We start from the raw sequence: 19,098 nt of genomic DNA on the forward strand, positions 1-19,098 counted from the left end.
GTTCGTGGCTCAGAGCCCCTGTGCGGGGTCTCCGGGCGCCGACCGGTCGGCCGACGGCTGCTCCGAGGAGATGACTGTGCCCGATCGCGCGCTGTCTGCGTGCGCGACGGAGATCTTCCGTGGCTTCGCGTCGTCTGCGACTGGGATCGTCAGTGAGAGGACGCCGTCGGAGTACTCAGCTGAGATCTGGTCGACGGCGACACGATTCCCAAGTGTGAGCTGCCGGGCGAATGTCCCCGTCGGACGCTCGCGGGTGAGCCACGTGACCTCCGGCTCCGGATCGGGGGTGGTCCGCTCGGCGCGAACGGTGAGTGTGCGGTCCTCGACGTCCACGTCGATGCTGGACGGGTCGACGCCGGGCATGTCGATACGGGCGACGAACATCTCGCCGTCGCGGAAGAGGTCCATCGGCAGGCCCACGGCATTGGGCGTCCTCGTGACCTCTGAGAAGAAGCGATCGATGTCGCGAATCGGGTTGAAAGTGGATCCGGCCATGAGGGTGGTCCTTTCGTTCGGCGTGGCTCGTGCTCGAAGGCTCGCTGCGTCGAGTCCGACACACTCGAATCTAGTCGCTTTCAGTGATCCGCGGAAGTCGCGCGAACGGCCGCGCCATGACGCCGCGGGGACGTGATATGACGGGGAGGGGGCGCGGGCGGAGCAGGTCTGCTCGTGCAGGTCACAACGGGGGAGCGGCATGTCTGTGGGAGCGATCGCGGCAGCGCTGGTGCCGATCGCGGCACTGCTCGCGCTGGGTGCTGCACTGCGCCGACTGCGAGGGTTCTCGAGTCCTGAGTTCTGGGCAGGGGCGGAGAGGCTCGCATATTTCCTCCTGCTCCCGACGCTCCTGTTCACGAGCATCTCGACGGTCGACCTCGCGGGCATTCCGGTGGGGAGGGTGGCGGTGGCCGTCGTCGCTCCGACGCTCCTCGTCACCGGAATCCTGTTCGCACTCAGCAGAGTGGTCGCACCGAACGCCGCTGCGTTCACCTCCGTGCTGCAGGGCTCGGTCCGCTTCAATACGTATGTCGGAGTATCGCTGGCGGTCAGCCTGGTGCCGGGGGAGGGCGCCGCACTCGCGGGGATCGTGGGCGCGGTGCTGGTGCCGCTGGTGAACGTGATCGCGACGCTGGGCTTCGAGGTGTTCCTCGTCGAGAGGAGCTCGCTGCTCTCACTCGCCGGCAAAGTCGTGCTGAACCCGCTGGTGCTCGCATGTGTGCTGGGCGCGGCGGCGGGAGCGCTGCCGTTCGAGATGCCCGAGGTGGTCGTCGGAGTCTTGAATCCGCTCGCGGCCGCTGCGCTGCCGGTGGGCCTGCTGTGCGTCGGCGCCGGGCTGCGGCGGATCGAGCTGCGGACACATGCGGTGGGGGTCGTCGTGGCGTCGTCGGCGAAGCTGCTCGTCCTGCCGGCGCTCACGCTGGGAGGGCTCGTCCTGGTGGGTGTGAGCGGCCCGGTGGCTCTCGTCGCACTGATCTTCCAATCGATCGGCACGGCGAGCACGGCCTACGTGCTCGCGCGCCAGCTGGGCGGCGACTCATCGCTCATGGCCGCACTCATCGCGTTCCAGACGGTGGCATCGTTCGTGACACTGCCGTTCGTGCTGCTCGTCGGTTCTGCGGTGCTCGTGTGAGGTCTTCGTATGACGACCGGTGGGGTGCCCTCAGGAATCTACTTAACATAATGTAGATTATCGGCGCTCTACGCAGGACGTGACCGCGGGAGATCTCCCGCGGTCACGGAGCGTGACTCGTTGCCCTGCGGCTCAGGCGCCGCCGAGCTGCGGCTTGCCTGAGTCGCCGTCGGACTCGCCGTCGTCATCGGAGCGTCCTTCATCCGAGTCGTCGGATCCCGAGCCGTCGTCCGCCAGCCCGTTCTCCTTCGTGAGCCCTGCTTCCTCACTGCACACCGGCCATGCGCCCGGTCCCTGCTCCTTGAGAGTCTCCTGGGCGATGTCGATCTGCTCGGACCTGCTCGCTTCGTGCGGCATGCCCTCACCGCCGAACGCCTCCCAGGTCTGCTGGGAGAACTGCAGTCCCCCGTAGTAGCCGTTGCCGGTGTTGATGTCCCAGTCCCCGCCGGACTCGCATTCCGCGACGCGGTCCCAGACGGATCCCGAGTCCGCCTGTGCAGGGCCGGCCGCCCCCACGAAGCCGACGGCTGCGACCGCTCCGGCGCCGCCGAGCAGTGCGATCCTGCGAAGGTTGTTCCTCATGGTGGTCTTCACGGTGTCGTTCTCCTTCGGAGCGCAGGGCCGGGGTGCTCCCCTGCCGATGCGCGCCTCGGTGTCGTCCGACGTCGTGCGTGCGCACGGCGTGCATGTCAGCGCCCGGTTCGTTACCGGGCTGTTACACGGTAGCGAGCCCACGGGCGCTCATGACAGCCCGCACCGCTGATCAGCGGTGCGCATTCACCCAGAGTCGCCTCAGTGCCACCTGACCGTGATGGCCTGCTGGGTCGTGCACACGTGCACCAGGCCTCGCGTCACTCCGCCACATACGCCGCGAGGTGCTCGCCGGTGAGGGTCCTCTCCCCCGCGCGTGCGTGTGCGATGAGGGCTGCCGGCGTGCCCTCGAAGACGACGCGTCCACCTTCGTGACCTGCTCCGGGACCCATGTCGATGAGCCAATCGGCGTGGGCCATGACCGCCTGGTGATGCTCGATCACGATGACCGTCTTCCCGGAGTCCACGAGGCAGTCGAGCATGGCCAGCATCGCCTCGACGTCCTGGAGATGCAGGCCCGTCGTCGGCTCGTCGAGCACGTAGACCTCGCCGTCGCCCGCCATCCGCACGGCCAGCTTCAGCCGCTGGCGCTCTCCGCCGGAAAGGGTCGTGAGCGGCTGTCCGATGGTCACGTACCCGAGGCCCACGTCGACGAGCCGGCCAAGGATCCTGGCTGCTGCCGGCACCTTCGCCTCGCCCTCGGAGAAGAATGCGTGGGCCTCGGCGGCCGACAGCAGGAGGACCTCGGCGATGGACTTCTCCCCCAGCCGGTACTCGAGCACCTCCTCCTGGAACCGGCGGCCCTGGCACGCCTCGCACGTGACAGCCACTCCTGCCATCGTCGGAATGTCGGAGTAGATGACCCCGGCACCCTTGCAGGTCGGGCACGCGCCCTCGGAATTGGGGCTGAAGAGCGCGGGCTTCACCCCATTCGCCTTCGCGAACGCCTTGCGGATGGGTTCGAGCATCCCCGTGTACGTCGCCGGGTTGCTGCGCCGCGAACCCCGGATGGCCGTCTGGTCGACGACGACCACCCCGTCGCGGCCTGTGAGGGAACCGTGGATGAGCGAGCTCTTCCCCGAACCGGCGACCCCGGTCACGACCGTGAGCACGCCGCCCGGCACGTCGACGTCGACGTCGACGAGGTTGTGGAGGTCGGCGCCACGGATCTCCCACGTGCCCGAGGCCGTCCGCACCTCGTCCTTGATCCGAACCCGATCGTGCAGGTGCCTGCCGGTGGGCGTGTCAGCACCGGCGAGACCCGCGACTGTCCCCTCGTACACGATCTCACCGCCGTCGGTGCCCGGGCCCGGGCCGAGGTCGACGACGTGGTCGGCGATCGTGATCGTCTCCGGCTTGTGCTCGACGACGAGCACGGTGTTCCCCTTGTCCCGCAGCTGCAGGAGGAGGTCGTTCATCCGGGAGATGTCATGGGGGTGGAGTCCCGTCGTCGGCTCGTCGAAGACGTACGTCACATCGGTGAGGGGCGACCCCAGCTGACGGACCATCTTGATCCTCTGCGCCTCACCGCCGGACAGCGAGCCGGACGGACGCTCGAGTGAGAGGTATCCCAGTCCCAGGCGCACGAGTGAGTCGAGCAGCTCCGCGAGGCCCGAGAGCAGCGGAGCGACGGCCGGCTCCTCGAGTCCCCGGACCCACTCCGCGAGATCCGCGATCTCCAGTGCGCACGCATCCGCGATCGACAGCCCGGCGATGTGCGAGGAGCGGGTCGCCGCGCTGAGCCTCGTCCCGTCGCACTCGGGGCAGGACACATACGTGAAGGCACGATCGACGAACTCCCTGATGTGGGGCTGCATCGATTCCCGGTCCTTCGTGAGCATCGACTTCCGGATTCGAGGGACCAGGCCCTCGTACGTCGAGTTGATGCCCCGGAACTTCATCTTCGTGGGCTCTTTCCAAAGGAAGTCGCTCATCTGCTGCGCGTCGAACTCGCGGATCGGCAGGTCCGCGGGAACCAGCCCGGACTCCGCGTAGTACTTCACCATCCAGCCCCCGGCCTTGTAGCCGGGCACGGTGATCGCACCGTCGTGCAGGGACAGGGAGTCATCGAACAGCTCTGCGAGATCGACGTCGTGGACCGTGCCGGTGCCCTCGCAGTGGGGGCACATGCCGCCGACCACCGCGAAGTCGCGACGCTCCCTCTTCGTCGTGCCGTCCGGCTGCTCGAAGGTCACGGCGCCCGCGCCGGATATCGACGCGACGTTGAAGGAGTACGCCTGTGCTCCGCCGATGTGCGGTCGCGCGATGCGGGAGAAGAGGATCCGCAGCATCGCATTCGCATCGGTCGCGGTCCCGACCGTGGACCGGGGGTTCGACCCCAGTCGCTCCTGGTCGACGATGATCGCAGTCGTGAGCCCTTCGAGGACATCGACGTCCGGTCGACCCGGTGAGGGCATGAAGCCCTGGACGAATGCCGGATACGTCTCGTTGATGAGTCTCTGCGACTCCGCGGCGATCGTTCCGAACACGAGCGAGCTCTTCCCCGACCCCGACACTCCGGTGAAGACCGTGAGCCGTCGCTTGGGGAGGGTGAGGCTCACGTCGCGGAGATTGTTCTCACGTGCGCCGTGCACACGGATGCGATGGTGGGAATCCGCACGCGCGGTCGCTTCTGTCACGATGGAGCTCCTCAGTGATTGCGTCAGAGCGCAGTGTAGGGGAATGCCGCGAAGAGGCGCTCGAAGCGCGCGCGCTGGGCGTCGGATACGGCTGCGAGCGGGGTCAGCGACAGGCTTCTGCGCCCGGCCGCGCCCTTCCTCGTCCAGGTGCCGACGACCCGGCCGCGGCGGATCGCAGCCCTCTTGAACACGCCGTTGTTGCCGGGGACGAGCGCTGCGTGGTCCGCGGCGTCCATGAATGTCAGCCGATCGGGGTAGCCCAGCACCAGTTCGTCGAAGCCCGGCAGCAGCAGCTCGCGCATCGCGTCCTTCTCCCCCGCGGCATACTCCTCTGTGAGCCCGGGTCTCCAGTACGCGGTCTCCTCCGTGCCCGGAATCGGTCCGGACTCCACGGTGTCCTCGATGAGCGGCAGCGCAGAGCGGATCGTGCGCAGCGGCAGCTTCGTCCACCATGCGAAGTCCCGCAGGGTCGCAGGTCCGTGCGACTGGAGATAGCGACTCAGCAGCTCCGCGGTCGCGGCGACCCGATCATCGTCGAACCGATCGCTCAGAGTCGACCCCGCAGGCAGCCACCGTGCGGCATCGACGACGGCTGTGTCCTCCCCCGTCCACGGCCCGTAGGCGGCGACACCGGTCGAGATGAGGTGGACGAGCAGATGGTAGCCGCGCCCGCCCGTCGGGTCGATGCCCGCCATGCGCCATGCGTCGAAGAGTTCGGCGCGCGGCACCCCGGTCCCCCGTCCCGGTGCGGAGCGGTCGTGGGCGAGGCCGAGGAGGACGTCAGCCGCGCGTGAGACGTGCCAATCCTCGAGTCCCAGCTGGGGCCGGCGCTTCACCGCTGCCCGGATCGGGCCGTCAGCGCACAGCTGGGTCATCCAGGAGAGGTCCTCCGCAGCGACGGCGAAGACCGTCCCCCGCATGGGGTAGCCGCGGACGATGCGGCCGGTGGAGAAGGCGTCGAGGACCGGATCGACTGCGCCGGAGGTCCGCAGCGCGAGCGAGGCGACGACGCCGGCGAGGTCCTGTCCCTGATGGGCGCCGAACGCACTCGCCGCCGCGTGGACCGAGGTCCAGGCGGCGGCTGTGGGGAGCCCCTGCGCGGTGATGCGCAGTCCTGCGAGGGTGCGACGATCCACGACGGGCCCGATCGATCAGTGCCGGGGGCTCATCAGCCGCGCAGCAGCCTGCGTGCGCGGCGTGCACCGACGACGACGGTCGATCGGGCGGTGTCGAAGGCGCGATCCGTGCGTTCACCGCTGGTCGGCACACGACCGGAGACATCGTCGAGCACGCGGGTCAGGCGCTCTTCGGTCCAGTCGACCGCGCCGCCGGGAGCCGCCGCGCGGGTGGCGCCCTCGCGGGCATACCGGGCGGCGCTCCCCGCGTAGTGCCTCGCCGTGCGCGTGGCGTCCACGGCAGTGCGGGATGCCGTGCCGGCGCCCCGGGCGACCGTGTCGGCGGCGTGGCGGAGCCGCCTGCCCGCGGTCCATTCGCCGGATTCGTAGACGTCGTCGGGTTCGATGGGCTCACGCGTGCTGGTCATACGACCATGATCCCCCTGTCGGCACGGGAATGTCCAGGGAGGGTAGGCTGTTGTGTTCGGTGCAGACAATTGTCAGTGGACGAGTCAGACGACCGAGTCGGACGACGCAGAGTAGACGCGGAGAAGTGAGAGTCATATGAGCGAACGCAGCCTGCGAGGGACACAGCTGGGATCCCGGAGCCTCGAATCGGAAGCGGGCGTCGAGCCGGCGCCGCGCCAGCTCGTCGAGTACCGCTGTGAGGACGGGCACAGGTTCAGCGTGCCCTTCTCCGTCGAGGCGGACATCCCTGCACAGTGGGACTCCGGTACCCACGGCGTGGGTCTCCGCGTCGACGGGGGTGCCACGGAGGAATCGGACGTGAAGCCCGTGCGCACGCACTGGGACATGCTTCTCGAGCGCCGCTCCTTCGAAGAGCTCCAGGTGCTCCTGGACGAGAGGCTCGCCTACCGCCGCGGGGATCTTCCCGCCGCGAACTGAGCGATCGGCTCGGACGATGTGAGAATCCGCCTCTTCAGTGAGGCGACGAGGCCCGCCTTCGTGCGGGCCTCGTGTCGTCTCCGGGACCGGTCCCGGCCTGCGCGCAACCGTGTTCAGCGGCGGGCGAGGCCGCGCAGCTGGCGACCGCGGCGCTGCACGCCCCAGCGCGCCACACGGACGAGCGCTTCATTGATGATGTCGCCGTCCATCTTCGACTCGCCGAGCTCTCGTTCGACGAAGGTGACGGGGATCTCTGCGATGCGCAGCCCCGCCTCCTTCACCCGTCGGGTCATGTCGATCTGGAAGCAGTAGCCCGTCGACTCCACGTCCTCGAGGTCCAGGGTCTCGAGGGTCTCGCGACGGAATGCGCGGAAGCCGGCGGTCGCGTCGCTGACGCCGAGTCCGATGAGCACGTTCGCGTAGAGGTTGGCGCCCCGGGACAGCAGGTGGCGGTTGCGCGGCCAGTTGACGACCGCGCCCCCGGGCACCCAGCGGGACCCGATGGCCAGATCCGCTCCATCGCGCACAGCGGCGAGCAGCTGCGGCAGGTCACGTGCGCGGTGCGACCCATCGGCGTCCATCTCGCAGACGATGTCCCAGTCGCGGGCCAGCGCCCACCGGAAACCGGCGAGGTAGGCTCCGCCCAGCCCGCTCTTGACGGAGTTGTGCAGGACGTTCACGCGGGAATCGGATTCCGCATGACGGTCCGCCCACTCTCCCGTCCCATCGGGTGAGCCGTCGTCGACCACCAGCACATGTGCGGCAGGAGCCCAGGTGTCCAGGGCTGCGAGTGTCCGCGGGAGGGAGTCGATCTCGTTGTACGTGGGGATCACGACCAGTGTCTTCATCGGTGCAACTCTAGCGGAGCGTCGAGGCGGTCGTGATCTGTCCGGCCAGAAGCGAAACGGTCCGGCGGCTGGGCCTTCGGGCCGCAGGTGCAGGGCACCTGCGTTGTCTAATGGCCCGCCGCCGGACCTCGCCCCTGGAGGGCGTCTGGGAGCAATCTACCCAGGGGTAACTGCTGTCGCAACCGGCGCTGTCACGGCGTCTGCATCGGTGCAGAACACGACGCGTGTCGCTGTCCGCGCACCCAGACGTCGCGGACGACGGGCAGAGGCGACTCGCCGGACAGGTCCGGGAGTCCGGGTGTGCCGGAGCGCGGATCGGTGCTCCACGCGGCCAGACGATCGTCAGCCACCTGGACGATCAGCTCGCCCACCTTCCAGCGCACTGCCGTGGCCTCTGCGCCGGGAGCGAGCACACCGCCCTCGAAGCTCCCGATCGCCCGGAAGCCGAATCGCGTGGCGGCGTTGAAGGCCGCCCGGGCGGAGATGCCGGCGCTGCCGCTGAAGACGGCCGCTGCGAGGGTCCTCCACGGAGAAGCCGGATCGAGCACGAAGCTGACCTGAGCCCCCGTGGCCAGGAGCGGGGCGAGCGGCTGGTCATGCGCCTGGGGGTCGAGCGTGACACCCACGCCGGTCGCAGCGAGCCGGTCCACGGCGTCGCCGGGGACCGGGCCGGTCACCAGGATCCGCCAGAGCGAACGCTGGGCCCGCGTGCGGACCTCGGCGTCGTCGAGGGCGTCGAGGACCGCTGTGAGGTCCGCCTCATCCTCCGCCACGATGTAGAGAGGTCGGTCCACCGTGAGGGCGTCCGCGAGGTCACGGGCAGCGATGCTGGTCGCCCCAGTGTCGGAGGCCGCCGGGTACGCGGTGATCGCGAGGGCGGCCGGTGCCGCGTCGCAGAAGGCTGCGACGGCGTCCGCGGGGCCGAGCACGTGGACGGTGGTGATGCCCGCCTCCACGAGTGCGCCGGGCTGGGGATCGTCGCCGGTGAGGAGCAGCCCCGCATGGACGAATCCGGGGGCGACGAGGTCGCCGTCGAGGTCCGTGTGATCTCCGTCCGTCGCAGCGGCCGCCTCGTCCTCGCCGACCCAGGACACGGTCGGACCTGCGAAGGAGATGGCGGTGGCGAAGGGATCGACGCTGGAGTACACGTCGCCGCTGTGGAGGATCGTCGGCATATCGGTCATTCCGCGATTCTCCCACGTCCGGTTCTGCGTCGGAGGCACCCGGTAGGGTGGCGCTCGTGACACCACCACTGCTCGTGCTCGACACCCCGGCTCTCTACTACCGGTCGTTCCACGGTCTGCCGGACACCATCAGGTCGCCCCACGGTCGACCCGTCAATGCGGCGAAGGGTCTGCTCGACACGATCAGCCAGCTGGTCGGTCGATGGGACTCCCGCAGGATCATCGCGGTCATGGACGCGGACTGGCGTCCGGACTTCCGCACCGCGCTCCTGCCCGAGTACAAGGCGCATCGGATCACCGATCCCGCCCGGGGGACGGAGACGCCGCCGGAGCTGGAGGCCCAGCTGCCTGTGATCTTCGATGCCCTCGATGCCTTCGGCATCCCCATCGCCGAGGTGCCGGGCACCGAAGCGGACGACGTCATCGCGTCGATCGTCGCCCAGGGCGGTGACGAAGACATCGTCGTGGTCTCGTCCGACCGGGATCTCCTGGCACTGCTGGCGCCCGGTCGCAGGGTGTGCGTGCACCGCCCGCGGACCGGTGGACGCTGGGAGACCACGGCGCTCGCAGATCTGCCGGCCGCCTACGGCGTGGCGGACGGGGACGCGTATCGCGCTCTCGCGGCTCTGCGGGGCGACCCGTCGGACGGCATCCCCGGTGTCCCCGGGATCGGGGAGAAGACGGCGGCGAGGCTCGTGGCCGGCTACGGAGGCCTTGATGCGATCATCGCCGCCGCGCAGCGCGGTGACAAGGAGCACGGACTCTCTGCCCGACGCCGCGAGAACATCCTCGCCCACGCCGACGGCGTGCGTGCGGGCGAGCGGGTGATGGAGGGCCTCACGGACCTGGCGGTGTCGGACTTCGTCGCCGCTGCGGGCGGTGAGCCGGACACGGCGCGGATCGCAGAGCTCAGCGGTCTGTGGGGCCTCGAACGATCCGTCGCACGGCTGCTGGCCACCCTCACCGGCGACGACGTCGAGGTGCAGACGACCGAGCACGTGAGAGCGACGGCGGAGCCCGTCGTCGGAGGCGCACCCGTCGATCGCGCGGTCGACAGCACCTCGGCAGGGTGGGCCGCGGACTTCTGCGCCTTCGACCTCGAGACGACGGGGGTGGATCCGCACACCGGTCGGATCGTGTCCGCGGCCCTGCTCCCCTTCGCCGGCGGCGACGAGGGCCCCGCCCGCACGTGGCTCGTCGATCCCGGTGTGGAGATCCCGGAGGCCGCTCAGCGGGTCCACGGCATCTCGACCGAGCGCGCGCGTGCAGAGGGTCAGCCGACCGCCGTGGCACTGCCGCAGATCATGGACGCCGTGTGCGCCCTGTCTGCGTCCGGCACGACGCTCGTCGGGCACAACATCGTCTACGACCTGACCGTGCTCGCGGCGGAGGCGGTGCGGGCAGGGATCCTCCCCTCCCCCGATTCGCTGCTCGACCGCCTCCCACCCGTCCTCGACACGCTGGTCGTGGATCGGGAGGTGGACACGTACCGCCGGGGACCGCGCACTCTGGGAGCCCTGGCGCAGCACTACGGCGTGTCGCTCGATGATGCTCACGACGCACTCGAGGACGCGCGGGCAGCCGGTCTCATCGCCCTCGCCCTCGCCCGCTCCTCCCCCGCACTGGCGGAGACGCCGGCCGTCGCCCTCCACGACCAGCAGACCGTGTGGAAGCGCGAACAGGCCGCTTCGCTGCAGGAGTTCCTGCGACGCAGGCGACCCACAGCGGTGGTCAGCGGGGACTGGCCGCTGGAACGCCTAGACTGACTCGGGTCCGACCCCGGGTGGACCCGGCGGCCCCACACGCTATCGACGAGGTGCACACGACGAATGGGACTCTTCTCGCGACTGCTCAACCGGCCCGGAGAGCAGGCCGACAAGCGGATCGGCTGGTTCGACCGCGCACAGGACTCCGTCGCACAGCGGCAGGAGGAGTACACCGACTCGACGGATGAACAGCTCACCGCTGCCGCAGCCGTGGTGTTCGATACGGGCAGCCGCGAGGAGCAGCTCATCCGCTTCGTCGCGCTGGCGCGCGAAGCCGCGGAGCGGGTGCTGGACGAGCGTCCGTACGACACACAGCTGCGCGGCCTCGTGGGACTGCTGGACGGCACCGTCGTGCAGATGCTCACCGGTGAGGGCAAGACCCTCGTCGGCGCGCTCGCAGCCGCGGGCTACGCCCTCCAGGGGCGACGCGTCCACGTCGTGAGCGTCAACGACTACCTCGCCGTGCGCGACCGGGGCTGGATGGGGCCGGTCTTCGAGCTGCTGGGCGTCTCCGTTTCGGCAGTGTCCGGCACGATGTCCCAGGAGGAGCGCCGCGAGGCCTACCGCGCGGAGGTCGTCTACGGCTCCGTGTCGGAGATCGGCTTCGATGTCCTCCGCGATCGGTTCCGGCTGCCCGATGAGGACGTCCGGGTCGAGTCCCGCGACGTCGTGATCGTCGATGAAGCGGACTCAGTCCTCATCGACGAGGCCCGCGTACCGCTGGTTCTGGCCGGCTCGACGCAGAAGGAGGACGCTGATCAGCGCGTGGCCCGGCTGGTGGCGCGGCTCGACCCGAACGAGCACATCGAGGTGACCGACGATCGCAGAGCAGTCTCGCTCACGACCGCGGGCATCGACGAGGTCGAGGATGCACTCGACGTCGAGCTGTACGGGCAGGACGCCGGGACCCTCGCCTCGGTGAACCTGGCCCTCTATGCACGCATGCTCGTCCACCGCGACGTCGACTACCTGGTGGTCGACGGCGCCATCAAGCTCATCGACGCATCGCGCGGCCGCATCGCTTCGCTGCAGCGCTGGCCCGATGGCCTGCAGGCCGCCGTCGAGGCGAAGGAGAAGGTCGAGACGTCGACCAGCGGTGAGATCCTCGATCAGATGACGGTCGAGGAGCTCGTCCATTCGTACCGCCACGTGTGCGGGATGACCGGGACCGCGCTGGCTGTGGGCGACGACCTCCGTGAGTTCTACGAGCTGGAGATCGTACCCGTCGAACCCCATGAGCCGGTCATCCGCATCGATGAGGTCGACAGGCTGTACACCTTCCAGGAGTCGAAGGAGCGGGCGATCGTCGAGGAGGTGGCGGAGGCCCACGCATTCGATCGCCCGGTCCTCGTCGGCACGCGCTCCGTCGCGGAGAGCGAGTCGCTCGCGGAGAGGCTCCGCGAGCGGGGCATCGACTGCGAGGTGCTGAATGCGAAGGACGACACCCGCGAGGCGCAGATCATCGCCCGTGCCGGTGAAGCGGGCGCTGTCACCGTCTCCACGCAGATGGCCGGTCGCGGAACCGACATCAGGCTGGGCGGCGAGGAGGTGGCGGAGGCCGGCGGACTGCTGGTGATCGGTGCCGGACGCTATGAATCGTCCCGACTGGACGATCAGCTGCGCGGTCGTGCGGGACGCCAGGGCGACCCGGGCAGCTCCGTCTTCTTCACGAGCCTCGAGGACGAACTCATGAGCCGCGTGCCGGAGGCGCAGCGGTTCGTGGAGGAGGGCGACGAGACGGGTCTCATCACCTCGAAGCGCGCGGCGCTGCTCGTCGAGCACGCACAGCGCATGGCCGAGGGCGAGAACACCGCGGTGCACCGCGACACGTGGCGCTTCAACGACCTCATGGCGAAGCAGCGTCAGCTGGTTCTCACGCGTCGCGACGAGGTGCGCGACGGCACGCGGGGACCCGACGAGGTCCGAGACCTGCTGGGTGAGGAACGGGTCTCACAGATCGAGGGCGAGCAGTCCGCCGACGTGCTCGACACCGCCATCCGCGACATCCTCCTCTTCGCCGTCGACGAGCGCTGGGTCGATCACCTCGCGTTCCTCAACGACCTCCGCGAGGGCATCCACCTGCGCACCCTGGCGCGGGAGAAGCCCCACGAGGCGTTCAACGAAGAGTCCATCGGCGCGTTCGCGAGCTTCTGGGATGACGTCCTGACCCGTGCGCACGATGTGCTCGCAGAAGCGGACTTCACCGGCGAGGGGGTGGATCTGCCGGCCCACGGCCTCAAGCGGCCGTCGTCGACCTGGACCTACCTGACGACGGAGAACGTCTTCGGCTCCGACCTCGAGACGGTGGTGAAGTCGCTGCGGCGACCCTGACACGGCGACGGCGGCACGGACACGAGTCCGCGGTGCAGGCGCCTCACGGCGCCTGCGCCGCACCGTCAGTCCGCGACGACTCCGCGACGGATCGACTCAGCAGCCCTGCGGACGCGCACGGCGGTCGCGGGCTCGGCGACGTCCGCGATCTGCCCGAGGATGTCGAGCGTCTGCTTCGCCCACCGGACGAAGTCTCCGGCGGCGATGCCGGACCCCCGGAGAGTGCTCGCCAGAGAGGCGCCCTCCGTCCAGTTGTACACGAGCCGCCCGATCCCGAAGTCGGGTTCGGGGGTGTCACTCAGCCGTGCGGAGCGCTCGAGCTCCGTCACCGTCCTCCAGAGACCGTGCACGTCCAGGACTGCGGCGTCGAGCGATGCCGTCGGCATACGGGGGACGCCGAAGGTCTCTGTCTGCCGTGCGGAGTAGACCAGCCCGGAGGCCAGTGCGGCGATCTCCGGCTCGCTGAGGGAGTCGAAGACCCCGCCCCGCACGGCGAGTGCGGTGACGAGGTCCCGCTCACCGTAGATCCGACGGAGGATCTGGCTGTCGGGCAGGAATCCGACGGACGTGAGCACGTCGCAGACACGGTCGAAGACCATCGCTATCGACGTGGTGCGACCTTCGATCTTCGCCCGCAGGGAGGCCGATTCCGCTTCGAGCCTCTCCGCCCGTTCGGCCCAGCGCGCATGGTTCTCGCGGTCCGGGCAGGAATGGCACGGGTGCGTCCGGATCTCCTCGCGCAGCTGCTCGACGCGGGCCGCGTCGGGATTCGGCGGACGGTCCTTCTTCCCGGACTCGCGGGCTTCTGCCATCGCCGTCGTCGGATCCTTCACGCGGCCGTCGGCCAGGGCATCGATGAGCGTCTCGCCCAGTCGCCTGCGCTGCTCGACGACACGATGGTTGAACTTCTTGGGGAACTTCACCCGCCCCAGCTTCACTGCGGGCTCCGTCACCTCGTGCGGCCGCAGGTGCCAGACGCGGCCCTCCTCCGTGAGCACGCTGGGCAGGCGCGTGTCCGACTCCTTGCGCTGCATCGGGGTGAGGACGATGCACGCACCCAGTGACCGCTTCGACGGCAGCGTGATGGCATCGCCCACTCGCAGCAGGCCCAGCGACTCCATGACTTCGCGCTGACGGAACTTCGAACGGGTGCGCCGCTGCCGCTTCTCCTCCACGGACACCGCGCGACGCAGCTGCGAGTACTCGGCGAAGTCACCGCGATCGCACGTCATGGACCTGCGGTAGCCGTCCACCGCCTCCTCGTTGCGGCGCAGCTTCTTGGCCAGCCCCACGACGCCGGTGTCGGCCTGGAACTGCGCGAACGACGTCTCCAGCACGCTTCCGGCCGAATCGCGGTCCATGCGCGCGAGCAGATTCGCCGCCATGTTGTACGTGGGGACGAACTGGCTGCGCAGGGCGTAGGTGCGCTTCGATGCGAGGGCGCCGATGTCCGCGACGTCGACCCCCGGCTGCCACACGACGAGCGCGTGGCCCTCCGTGTCGATGCCCCGCCGCCCGGCGCGTCCGGTCAGCTGGGTGTACTCCCCCGGCGTGATCTGCACGTGCGCTTCCCCGTTGAACTTCACGAGCTTCTCGAGCACGACGGTGCGTGCCGGCATGTTGATGCCGAGGGCGAGCGTCTCCGTCGCGAAGATCGCCCGCAGGTGTCCCGCAGCGAAGAGGTCTTCGACCAGTTCCTTGAACTGCGGGATCATGCCTGCGTGGTGGGCGGCGAATCCGTGCAGGAGCCCCGTGGAGAAGGTCCCGAAGCCGAGGACGCCCAAGTCCTCTCGCGGCATCTGTTCGACGAGCTCGTCCAGTCTGGCCTCGATCGCGCGCTTATCCTCCGCATCCGTGAGGTCGACCCCTCGCGTGAGCAGCTGTTCGACGGCTTCGTCGCACCCGTTGCGGGAGAAGATGAAGAAGATCGCAGGGAGCAGAGAGTCCTCGTGGAGGCGGTTGAGGATCTCCATGCGCGATGCCCTGGGCGCGCGGGCTCGACGGCGCGGCGGGCCGCCCCGTCCGCGACGGTTCCCCTGTCCCCCGCCCTGCGACTTCTCGTGCTGGCGGATCGCGCGGACCAGGTCCGGCTCCAGTTCTGTTCCCGAACCCGCGCGGAACAGGCGATGGATCCGGCCGTCCACCATCATGTGGTTGTGGAGCGGGACGGGCCTGTGCTCGGTCACGACGATGTCCAGGCGGCCGCGGACCTCCCGCAGCCACGCTCCGAACTCGTCCGCGTTGGACACCGTCGCGGACAGGCCGACGATGCGGACGTGCGCGGGGAGGTGGATGATGACCTCTTCCCACACGGGTCCGCGGAAGCGGTCGGCGAGATAGTGGACCTCGTCGAGGACGACGAAGCCCAGGTCCGTGAGCGCTTCGCCGGAGTACAGCATGTTCCGCAGCACTTCGGTCGTCATGACCACGATCGGAGCTTCGCGGTTGATCGACGTGTCCCCCGTGAGCAGCCCGACGTTCTCCGGACCGTAGTCGCGCGAGAACTCAGCGAACTTCTGGTTGCTGAGCGCCTTGATGGGCGACGTGTAGAAGACGCGGACGCCTCGATGCTGTGCGAGGGCCACCGCGAACTGCGCGACGACTGTCTTGCCCGCGCCGGTGGGCGCCGCGACGAGGACGGAGCGGTCCTCCTCGAGATCCTGGCAGGCGGTGCGCTGGAATCGATCGAGGGGGAATCCCAGACCTGCTTCGAACGCGGTGAGGGGGTCGTGCTCAGCGCTCATCGTCACGCTCCTCTCATCGTGCGGCTGTGCCGCTGCTGATCCGTACGGGTGCATCCACTGCATGCGCTGCGCTCTCTGCGTCAGTCCTCAGCCGGATCCTCCCACAGGCCCTGCGCGATCAGTCGCTTCCTGCGCCGCCTGTCGCCCAGGAGGCAGATGACCCAGGCCATGAAGAAGAGCGCGAGCATCGGGATGACGAGGAAGAACATCGAGATGGCGTCCGGCGCGGGCGTCGCGATCGCTGCGAACACGAACACGATGAGGACCACGATGCGCCACGACCTGCGGATCCGGTCGGCGCTGAGGATCCCCAGCATGTTGAGGCCGACCATGAGGACCGGCAGGACGAACGCGATGCCGAACACCACGATGATGATCATGACGAACGTGAGGTAGTCCTGAGCCGGGATGATGTTGCTGGCCCCGGCGGGCGTGAAGGACGTGAGGGCCCGCACCGCGTTCGGCATCGCGAAGAACGCCAGGCACGCGCCTGCGAGGAACAGCGGGATGGACGCGGCCACGAAGCCCAGCGTGTACCGCTTCTCCGTCTTGGTGAGGCCCGGGACGATGAACCCCCACAGCTGCTGGATCCACACCGGCGACGACAGGATGAAGCCGATGAAGAGCGACACCTTGATCTTCATGTCGAAGGGCGAGGCGATGCCCGCGAAGTTGAGCTCTGCGATCCGGTCGTCCTGCGCCGCGATCTCGTTGACCGGCGCCTGCAGGATCTCGAGGACCGGGTCGTAGAGGAACCAGCCGAGCACCGATGCCAGCCCCAGGACCACGCTGCAGACGATCGCACGGTTGCGGAACTCGACGAGGTGCTCCGACAGCGGCATCCGCTTGTCAGGGTTCCTCTTCGAGCGTTTCCAGCCCGCTCTGTCCTCTGCCTCCACCGTCGTCGTCGGGTCCGAAGGACTCAGGAGTCGCGGCGCTGGTCGTCTTCGGGCAGCGCCTGGTCGTCACTGCTCTGCGACTCCGCGGAGCTCCTCCCGGTCACGTCGTCGACGGACGGGGCCGACCCGGTGCCCGTGACCTCTCTGCGCTCTCCACCCTCGGAGTCCTTCTCGCCCTTGTCGCCGCGGAGGTCGTCCACCTCGGACTTGAAGACCTTGAGGGACTTGCCGATGTTCTTCGCGATCATCGGCAGCTTGGGTGCGCCGAAGATCAGAAGGATGACGATGACGAGGATGAGAATATGGATGGGCTCAGGGCGCATTCCGGCTCCTAGGGGTCGATGCTCCAGGACATTCTAGTCCTCGGGTGTTCGTCGCGCGTACAGGGCGAGGGCCTCGTGGGTCACATCGGCGGCCCGGCGCACGACCTCCTGAGGATCCGCGGCCAGCATTCCCCCGCCGTGGGCGCTCAGCAGACGCACCGCCCACGCACGACCCACGCGCGGGAGCTCGAGTGAGACCGTGCCTGCACCGTGCTCATCGTCGTGACGGGTCCCGCCGGCGGCGACCGCGTCGATCTCATCAGCGAGCCACGCGGACTCGGGCCGCAGAGTGAGGCAGACCCCCGTTCGTCCCGCCGCCGCGGACTGCGGGGCTCCGGAGGCGCAGGCGTCCGGGACCTCGGCGACGGCGGGAGCGGACGGGGCGTCGACGTGACGGTCCGCGACGGAGCCGGCAGCGGGGGCCGGCGCAGGGGTCGCCGCACGGATCCGGTCGACGGCGAACGAGCGATCGCCGCCGGAGGTGAGGCAGTGGGCGTCCAGATACCAGACGCGGCCCAGCCGCAGCCGCAGCGGACGGATGGTGCGCTCCGTGAGTTCGTCGCGGGCGGGCACGTAGTAGCGGATGTCGAGTGCGGTCCCCCCGTGCAGGGCGCCGCGCACGGTCTCGGCCAGCTCCTCGGGGAGGCGGGGCGGTGAGATGTCGAGCATCCCGCCGGAGTTCTCGCCCGAGGCGCGCTGCAGCTTCTCCCGCACGGAGCGGATCGTCGTGGGGTCGGCTTCGTGGGCGGACTCGAGGTAGTCGAGTGCCAGGAGGAGCCCCCCGACCTCGTGGGGGCTCAGACGGACGGGGACGGAGACCTCGTCGGCGTTGCCGACGTACACCCGGCCCCCCTCCCATTCCGCTTCGATGAGGTCGTCCGGCATATGCCCGGGACGCCCGGTCACGAACAGGAGCTCCAGGTCATCGACGATCTGCTCCGCGGCCACGTCGAAGTGTGCGGCGACATCGGCGAGGTCGGTCCCGGGTCTGCGCGTGAGGTAAGGGACGAGCCCCAGCAGACGTGACAGACGGTCGTGCGCGCGTTCAGGCATGGTCGCCCCCTGCTTCTCCGACGGTCGTCTCCGGCGGCTGGCCGACCAGCGCGTCGAGCGAATCGGCGGTGCGCGTGAGGCACGCGACGTGGTGCTGCGCGAGCGAATCGGGGGCGAGCACGAGGACGGACGGCGAGTACTCGAGCAGCCCGTCGGCGAACGCGGACTGGTCGTTGGTGCGCAGGCCGAGCACATCCCAGCCCGGGGGGATCGTGGGAGCCTCGGCGGGGACCGTCGGGACCGCGTCATGCGCGGACTCCCGCAGGGGCACCGCGCGTCCCGGCGCCACCGCGAGCACGACGTCGACGGCCGGGTTCCTCGCGTCCTCGTCGTGCGGTGCGAGTGCCCCGTCCAGAGTGGTGTGCGCTGCGGCGTCGAAGCCGTCAGGGACGCCGTAGTCGCCGTCCCTGCGCCTGGGGGCCGATCGGAGGCGCCCCTGGATGCGCGTGAGGCGGAAGGTGCGCACGGCGTCCCGGTCGACGTCGCGGCCGACCACGTACGAACGGTCGCCCCGCGTGAGGAGCGCGTACGGCTCGAGCGTGCGCCGTGAGGTCTGCGCACCGGGACGGCGGTAGTCGAAGGCGACGGCGCGGCGGGCCTCGACCGCCCGCAGGAGCCCGGCGAAGACGGTGCCCGCGATGTGCGCGGGGACGGCGGCGAAGGGAGCGTCCGGAGTCCGGGATCCGGAGTCGTCGGCGGGATCGAGCGCGAAGCCCTCCCCCAGTCCGCGCAGCTTGTTCAGGGCCGAACGGGCGTCGGATTCGAGCGCGGTGTCGGCCAGGAGCGACTGCGTGACGGACACGACGGCCGCCTCCTCCGGGGTGAAGTCGATCTGGGTCAGTGCGTATCCCGCGTCGTCGATGCGGTACCCGTAGCCCGTGCCGTCTGTGAAGGGATCGTCCCAGGACGTCGTGGAGATCGCCATCCCCATCGCTTCGAGGGCAGCCTTGTCACGGGAGAACTGCCGATCGAACGCCGTGTCGTCGAGATCGGCGTAATCGGCGATGCTGCGGCGCAGATCATCCCTGTCCGTCCACCCGCGGGCGGCGCGCAGGGCGATGAGCAGGTTCAT

At 69.3% G+C, this 19,098-nt stretch carries 16 protein-coding genes; 4 read left to right on the plus strand and 12 right to left on the minus strand.

Annotated elements, in window-relative coordinates; genetic code table 11:
* Nucleotides 1–9: 9 nt before the first annotated feature.
* A complete protein-coding gene (locus BJEO58_RS02070) occupies nucleotides 10–495 on the minus strand; it encodes an Hsp20/alpha crystallin family protein (RefSeq protein WP_101587334.1) in 486 nt (161 codons plus the stop codon).
* Between the two features lie 199 nt (nucleotides 496–694).
* Between BJEO58_RS02070 and BJEO58_RS02075 the strand changes: the two genes are divergently transcribed.
* Nucleotides 695–1,627, plus strand: coding sequence for an AEC family transporter (locus BJEO58_RS02075; RefSeq protein WP_101587336.1), 933 nt, complete (start codon nucleotides 695–697; stop codon nucleotides 1,625–1,627).
* Nucleotides 1,628–1,759: 132 nt separating this feature from the next.
* Here the strand turns inward: BJEO58_RS02075 and BJEO58_RS02080 are convergent, their stop codons facing one another.
* From BJEO58_RS02080 to BJEO58_RS02100, 4 genes are all read right to left on the minus strand, one after another.
* Nucleotides 1,760–2,221 (minus strand): transglycosylase family protein, encoded by a 462-nt coding sequence (locus BJEO58_RS02080; protein ID WP_281284823.1) that lies wholly within the window; start codon nucleotides 2,219–2,221, stop codon nucleotides 1,760–1,762.
* Between the two features lie 257 nt (nucleotides 2,222–2,478).
* Nucleotides 2,479–4,857, minus strand: a complete 2,379-nt coding sequence (locus BJEO58_RS02090; protein WP_101587341.1) for an ATP-binding cassette domain-containing protein — start codon at nucleotides 4,855–4,857, stop codon at nucleotides 2,479–2,481.
* Between the two features lie 23 nt (nucleotides 4,858–4,880).
* Nucleotides 4,881–5,993 (minus strand): winged helix DNA-binding domain-containing protein, encoded by a 1,113-nt coding sequence (locus BJEO58_RS02095; RefSeq protein ID WP_101587343.1) that lies wholly within the window; start codon nucleotides 5,991–5,993, stop codon nucleotides 4,881–4,883.
* 32 nt (nucleotides 5,994–6,025) lie between these two features.
* Nucleotides 6,026–6,400, minus strand: a complete 375-nt coding sequence (locus BJEO58_RS02100; protein WP_101587344.1) for a hypothetical protein — start codon at nucleotides 6,398–6,400, stop codon at nucleotides 6,026–6,028.
* Between the two features lie 136 nt (nucleotides 6,401–6,536).
* Here BJEO58_RS02100 and BJEO58_RS02105 point away from each other — a divergent pair, with 136 nt between their 5' ends.
* A complete protein-coding gene (locus tag BJEO58_RS02105; RefSeq protein WP_101587346.1) occupies nucleotides 6,537–6,878 on the plus strand; it encodes an RNA polymerase-binding protein RbpA in 342 nt (113 codons plus the stop codon).
* A gap of 113 nt (nucleotides 6,879–6,991) precedes the next feature.
* Here the strand turns inward: BJEO58_RS02105 and BJEO58_RS02110 are convergent, their stop codons facing one another.
* Together BJEO58_RS02110 and BJEO58_RS02115 are read right to left on the minus strand one after the other, a co-directional pair.
* Entirely contained in the window at nucleotides 6,992–7,726 is a 735-nt protein-coding gene (locus tag BJEO58_RS02110; RefSeq protein ID WP_101587348.1) for a polyprenol monophosphomannose synthase, read from the minus strand.
* A gap of 191 nt (nucleotides 7,727–7,917) precedes the next feature.
* Entirely contained in the window at nucleotides 7,918–8,910 is a 993-nt protein-coding gene (locus BJEO58_RS02115; RefSeq protein ID WP_180951794.1) for an amidohydrolase family protein, read from the minus strand.
* Between the two features lie 56 nt (nucleotides 8,911–8,966).
* Between BJEO58_RS02115 and BJEO58_RS02120 the strand changes: the two genes are divergently transcribed.
* Complete coding sequence (locus BJEO58_RS02120) at nucleotides 8,967–10,676, plus strand: exonuclease domain-containing protein (protein ID WP_246076001.1); 1,710 nt, start codon at nucleotides 8,967–8,969, stop codon at nucleotides 10,674–10,676.
* A 63-nt stretch (nucleotides 10,677–10,739) separates the two neighbouring features.
* Nucleotides 10,740–13,007 carry an accessory Sec system translocase SecA2 gene (secA2, locus tag BJEO58_RS02125; RefSeq protein WP_101587349.1) on the plus strand — a complete coding sequence of 756 codons (2,268 nt, stop codon included), beginning with the start codon at nucleotides 10,740–10,742 and terminating at the stop codon, nucleotides 13,005–13,007.
* A gap of 65 nt (nucleotides 13,008–13,072) precedes the next feature.
* Here the strand turns inward: secA2 and BJEO58_RS02130 are convergent, their stop codons facing one another.
* The 5 genes from BJEO58_RS02130 to BJEO58_RS02150 form a co-directional block, all read right to left on the minus strand.
* Nucleotides 13,073–15,751, minus strand: a complete 2,679-nt coding sequence (locus BJEO58_RS02130) for a DEAD/DEAH box helicase (protein WP_101587777.1) — start codon at nucleotides 15,749–15,751, stop codon at nucleotides 13,073–13,075.
* A gap of 80 nt (nucleotides 15,752–15,831) precedes the next feature.
* Complete coding sequence (tatC, locus tag BJEO58_RS02135) at nucleotides 15,832–16,593, minus strand: twin-arginine translocase subunit TatC (RefSeq protein WP_101587351.1); 762 nt, start codon at nucleotides 16,591–16,593, stop codon at nucleotides 15,832–15,834.
* Between the two features lie 80 nt (nucleotides 16,594–16,673).
* Nucleotides 16,674–16,973, minus strand: coding sequence for a twin-arginine translocase TatA/TatE family subunit (locus BJEO58_RS02140; RefSeq protein ID WP_101587354.1), 300 nt, complete (start codon nucleotides 16,971–16,973; stop codon nucleotides 16,674–16,676).
* A 33-nt stretch (nucleotides 16,974–17,006) separates the two neighbouring features.
* Nucleotides 17,007–18,026, minus strand: coding sequence for a WYL domain-containing transcriptional regulator (locus tag BJEO58_RS02145; protein ID WP_101587356.1), 1,020 nt, complete (start codon nucleotides 18,024–18,026; stop codon nucleotides 17,007–17,009).
* Entirely contained in the window at nucleotides 18,019–19,098 is a 1,080-nt protein-coding gene (locus BJEO58_RS02150; RefSeq protein ID WP_180951795.1) for a helix-turn-helix transcriptional regulator, read from the minus strand. The genes BJEO58_RS02145 and BJEO58_RS02150 overlap by 8 nt, the downstream gene beginning before the upstream one ends.

The organism is Brevibacterium jeotgali, assembly GCF_900169175.1.
Classification (GTDB): Bacteria; Actinomycetota; Actinomycetes; order Actinomycetales; family Brevibacteriaceae; genus Brevibacterium; species Brevibacterium jeotgali.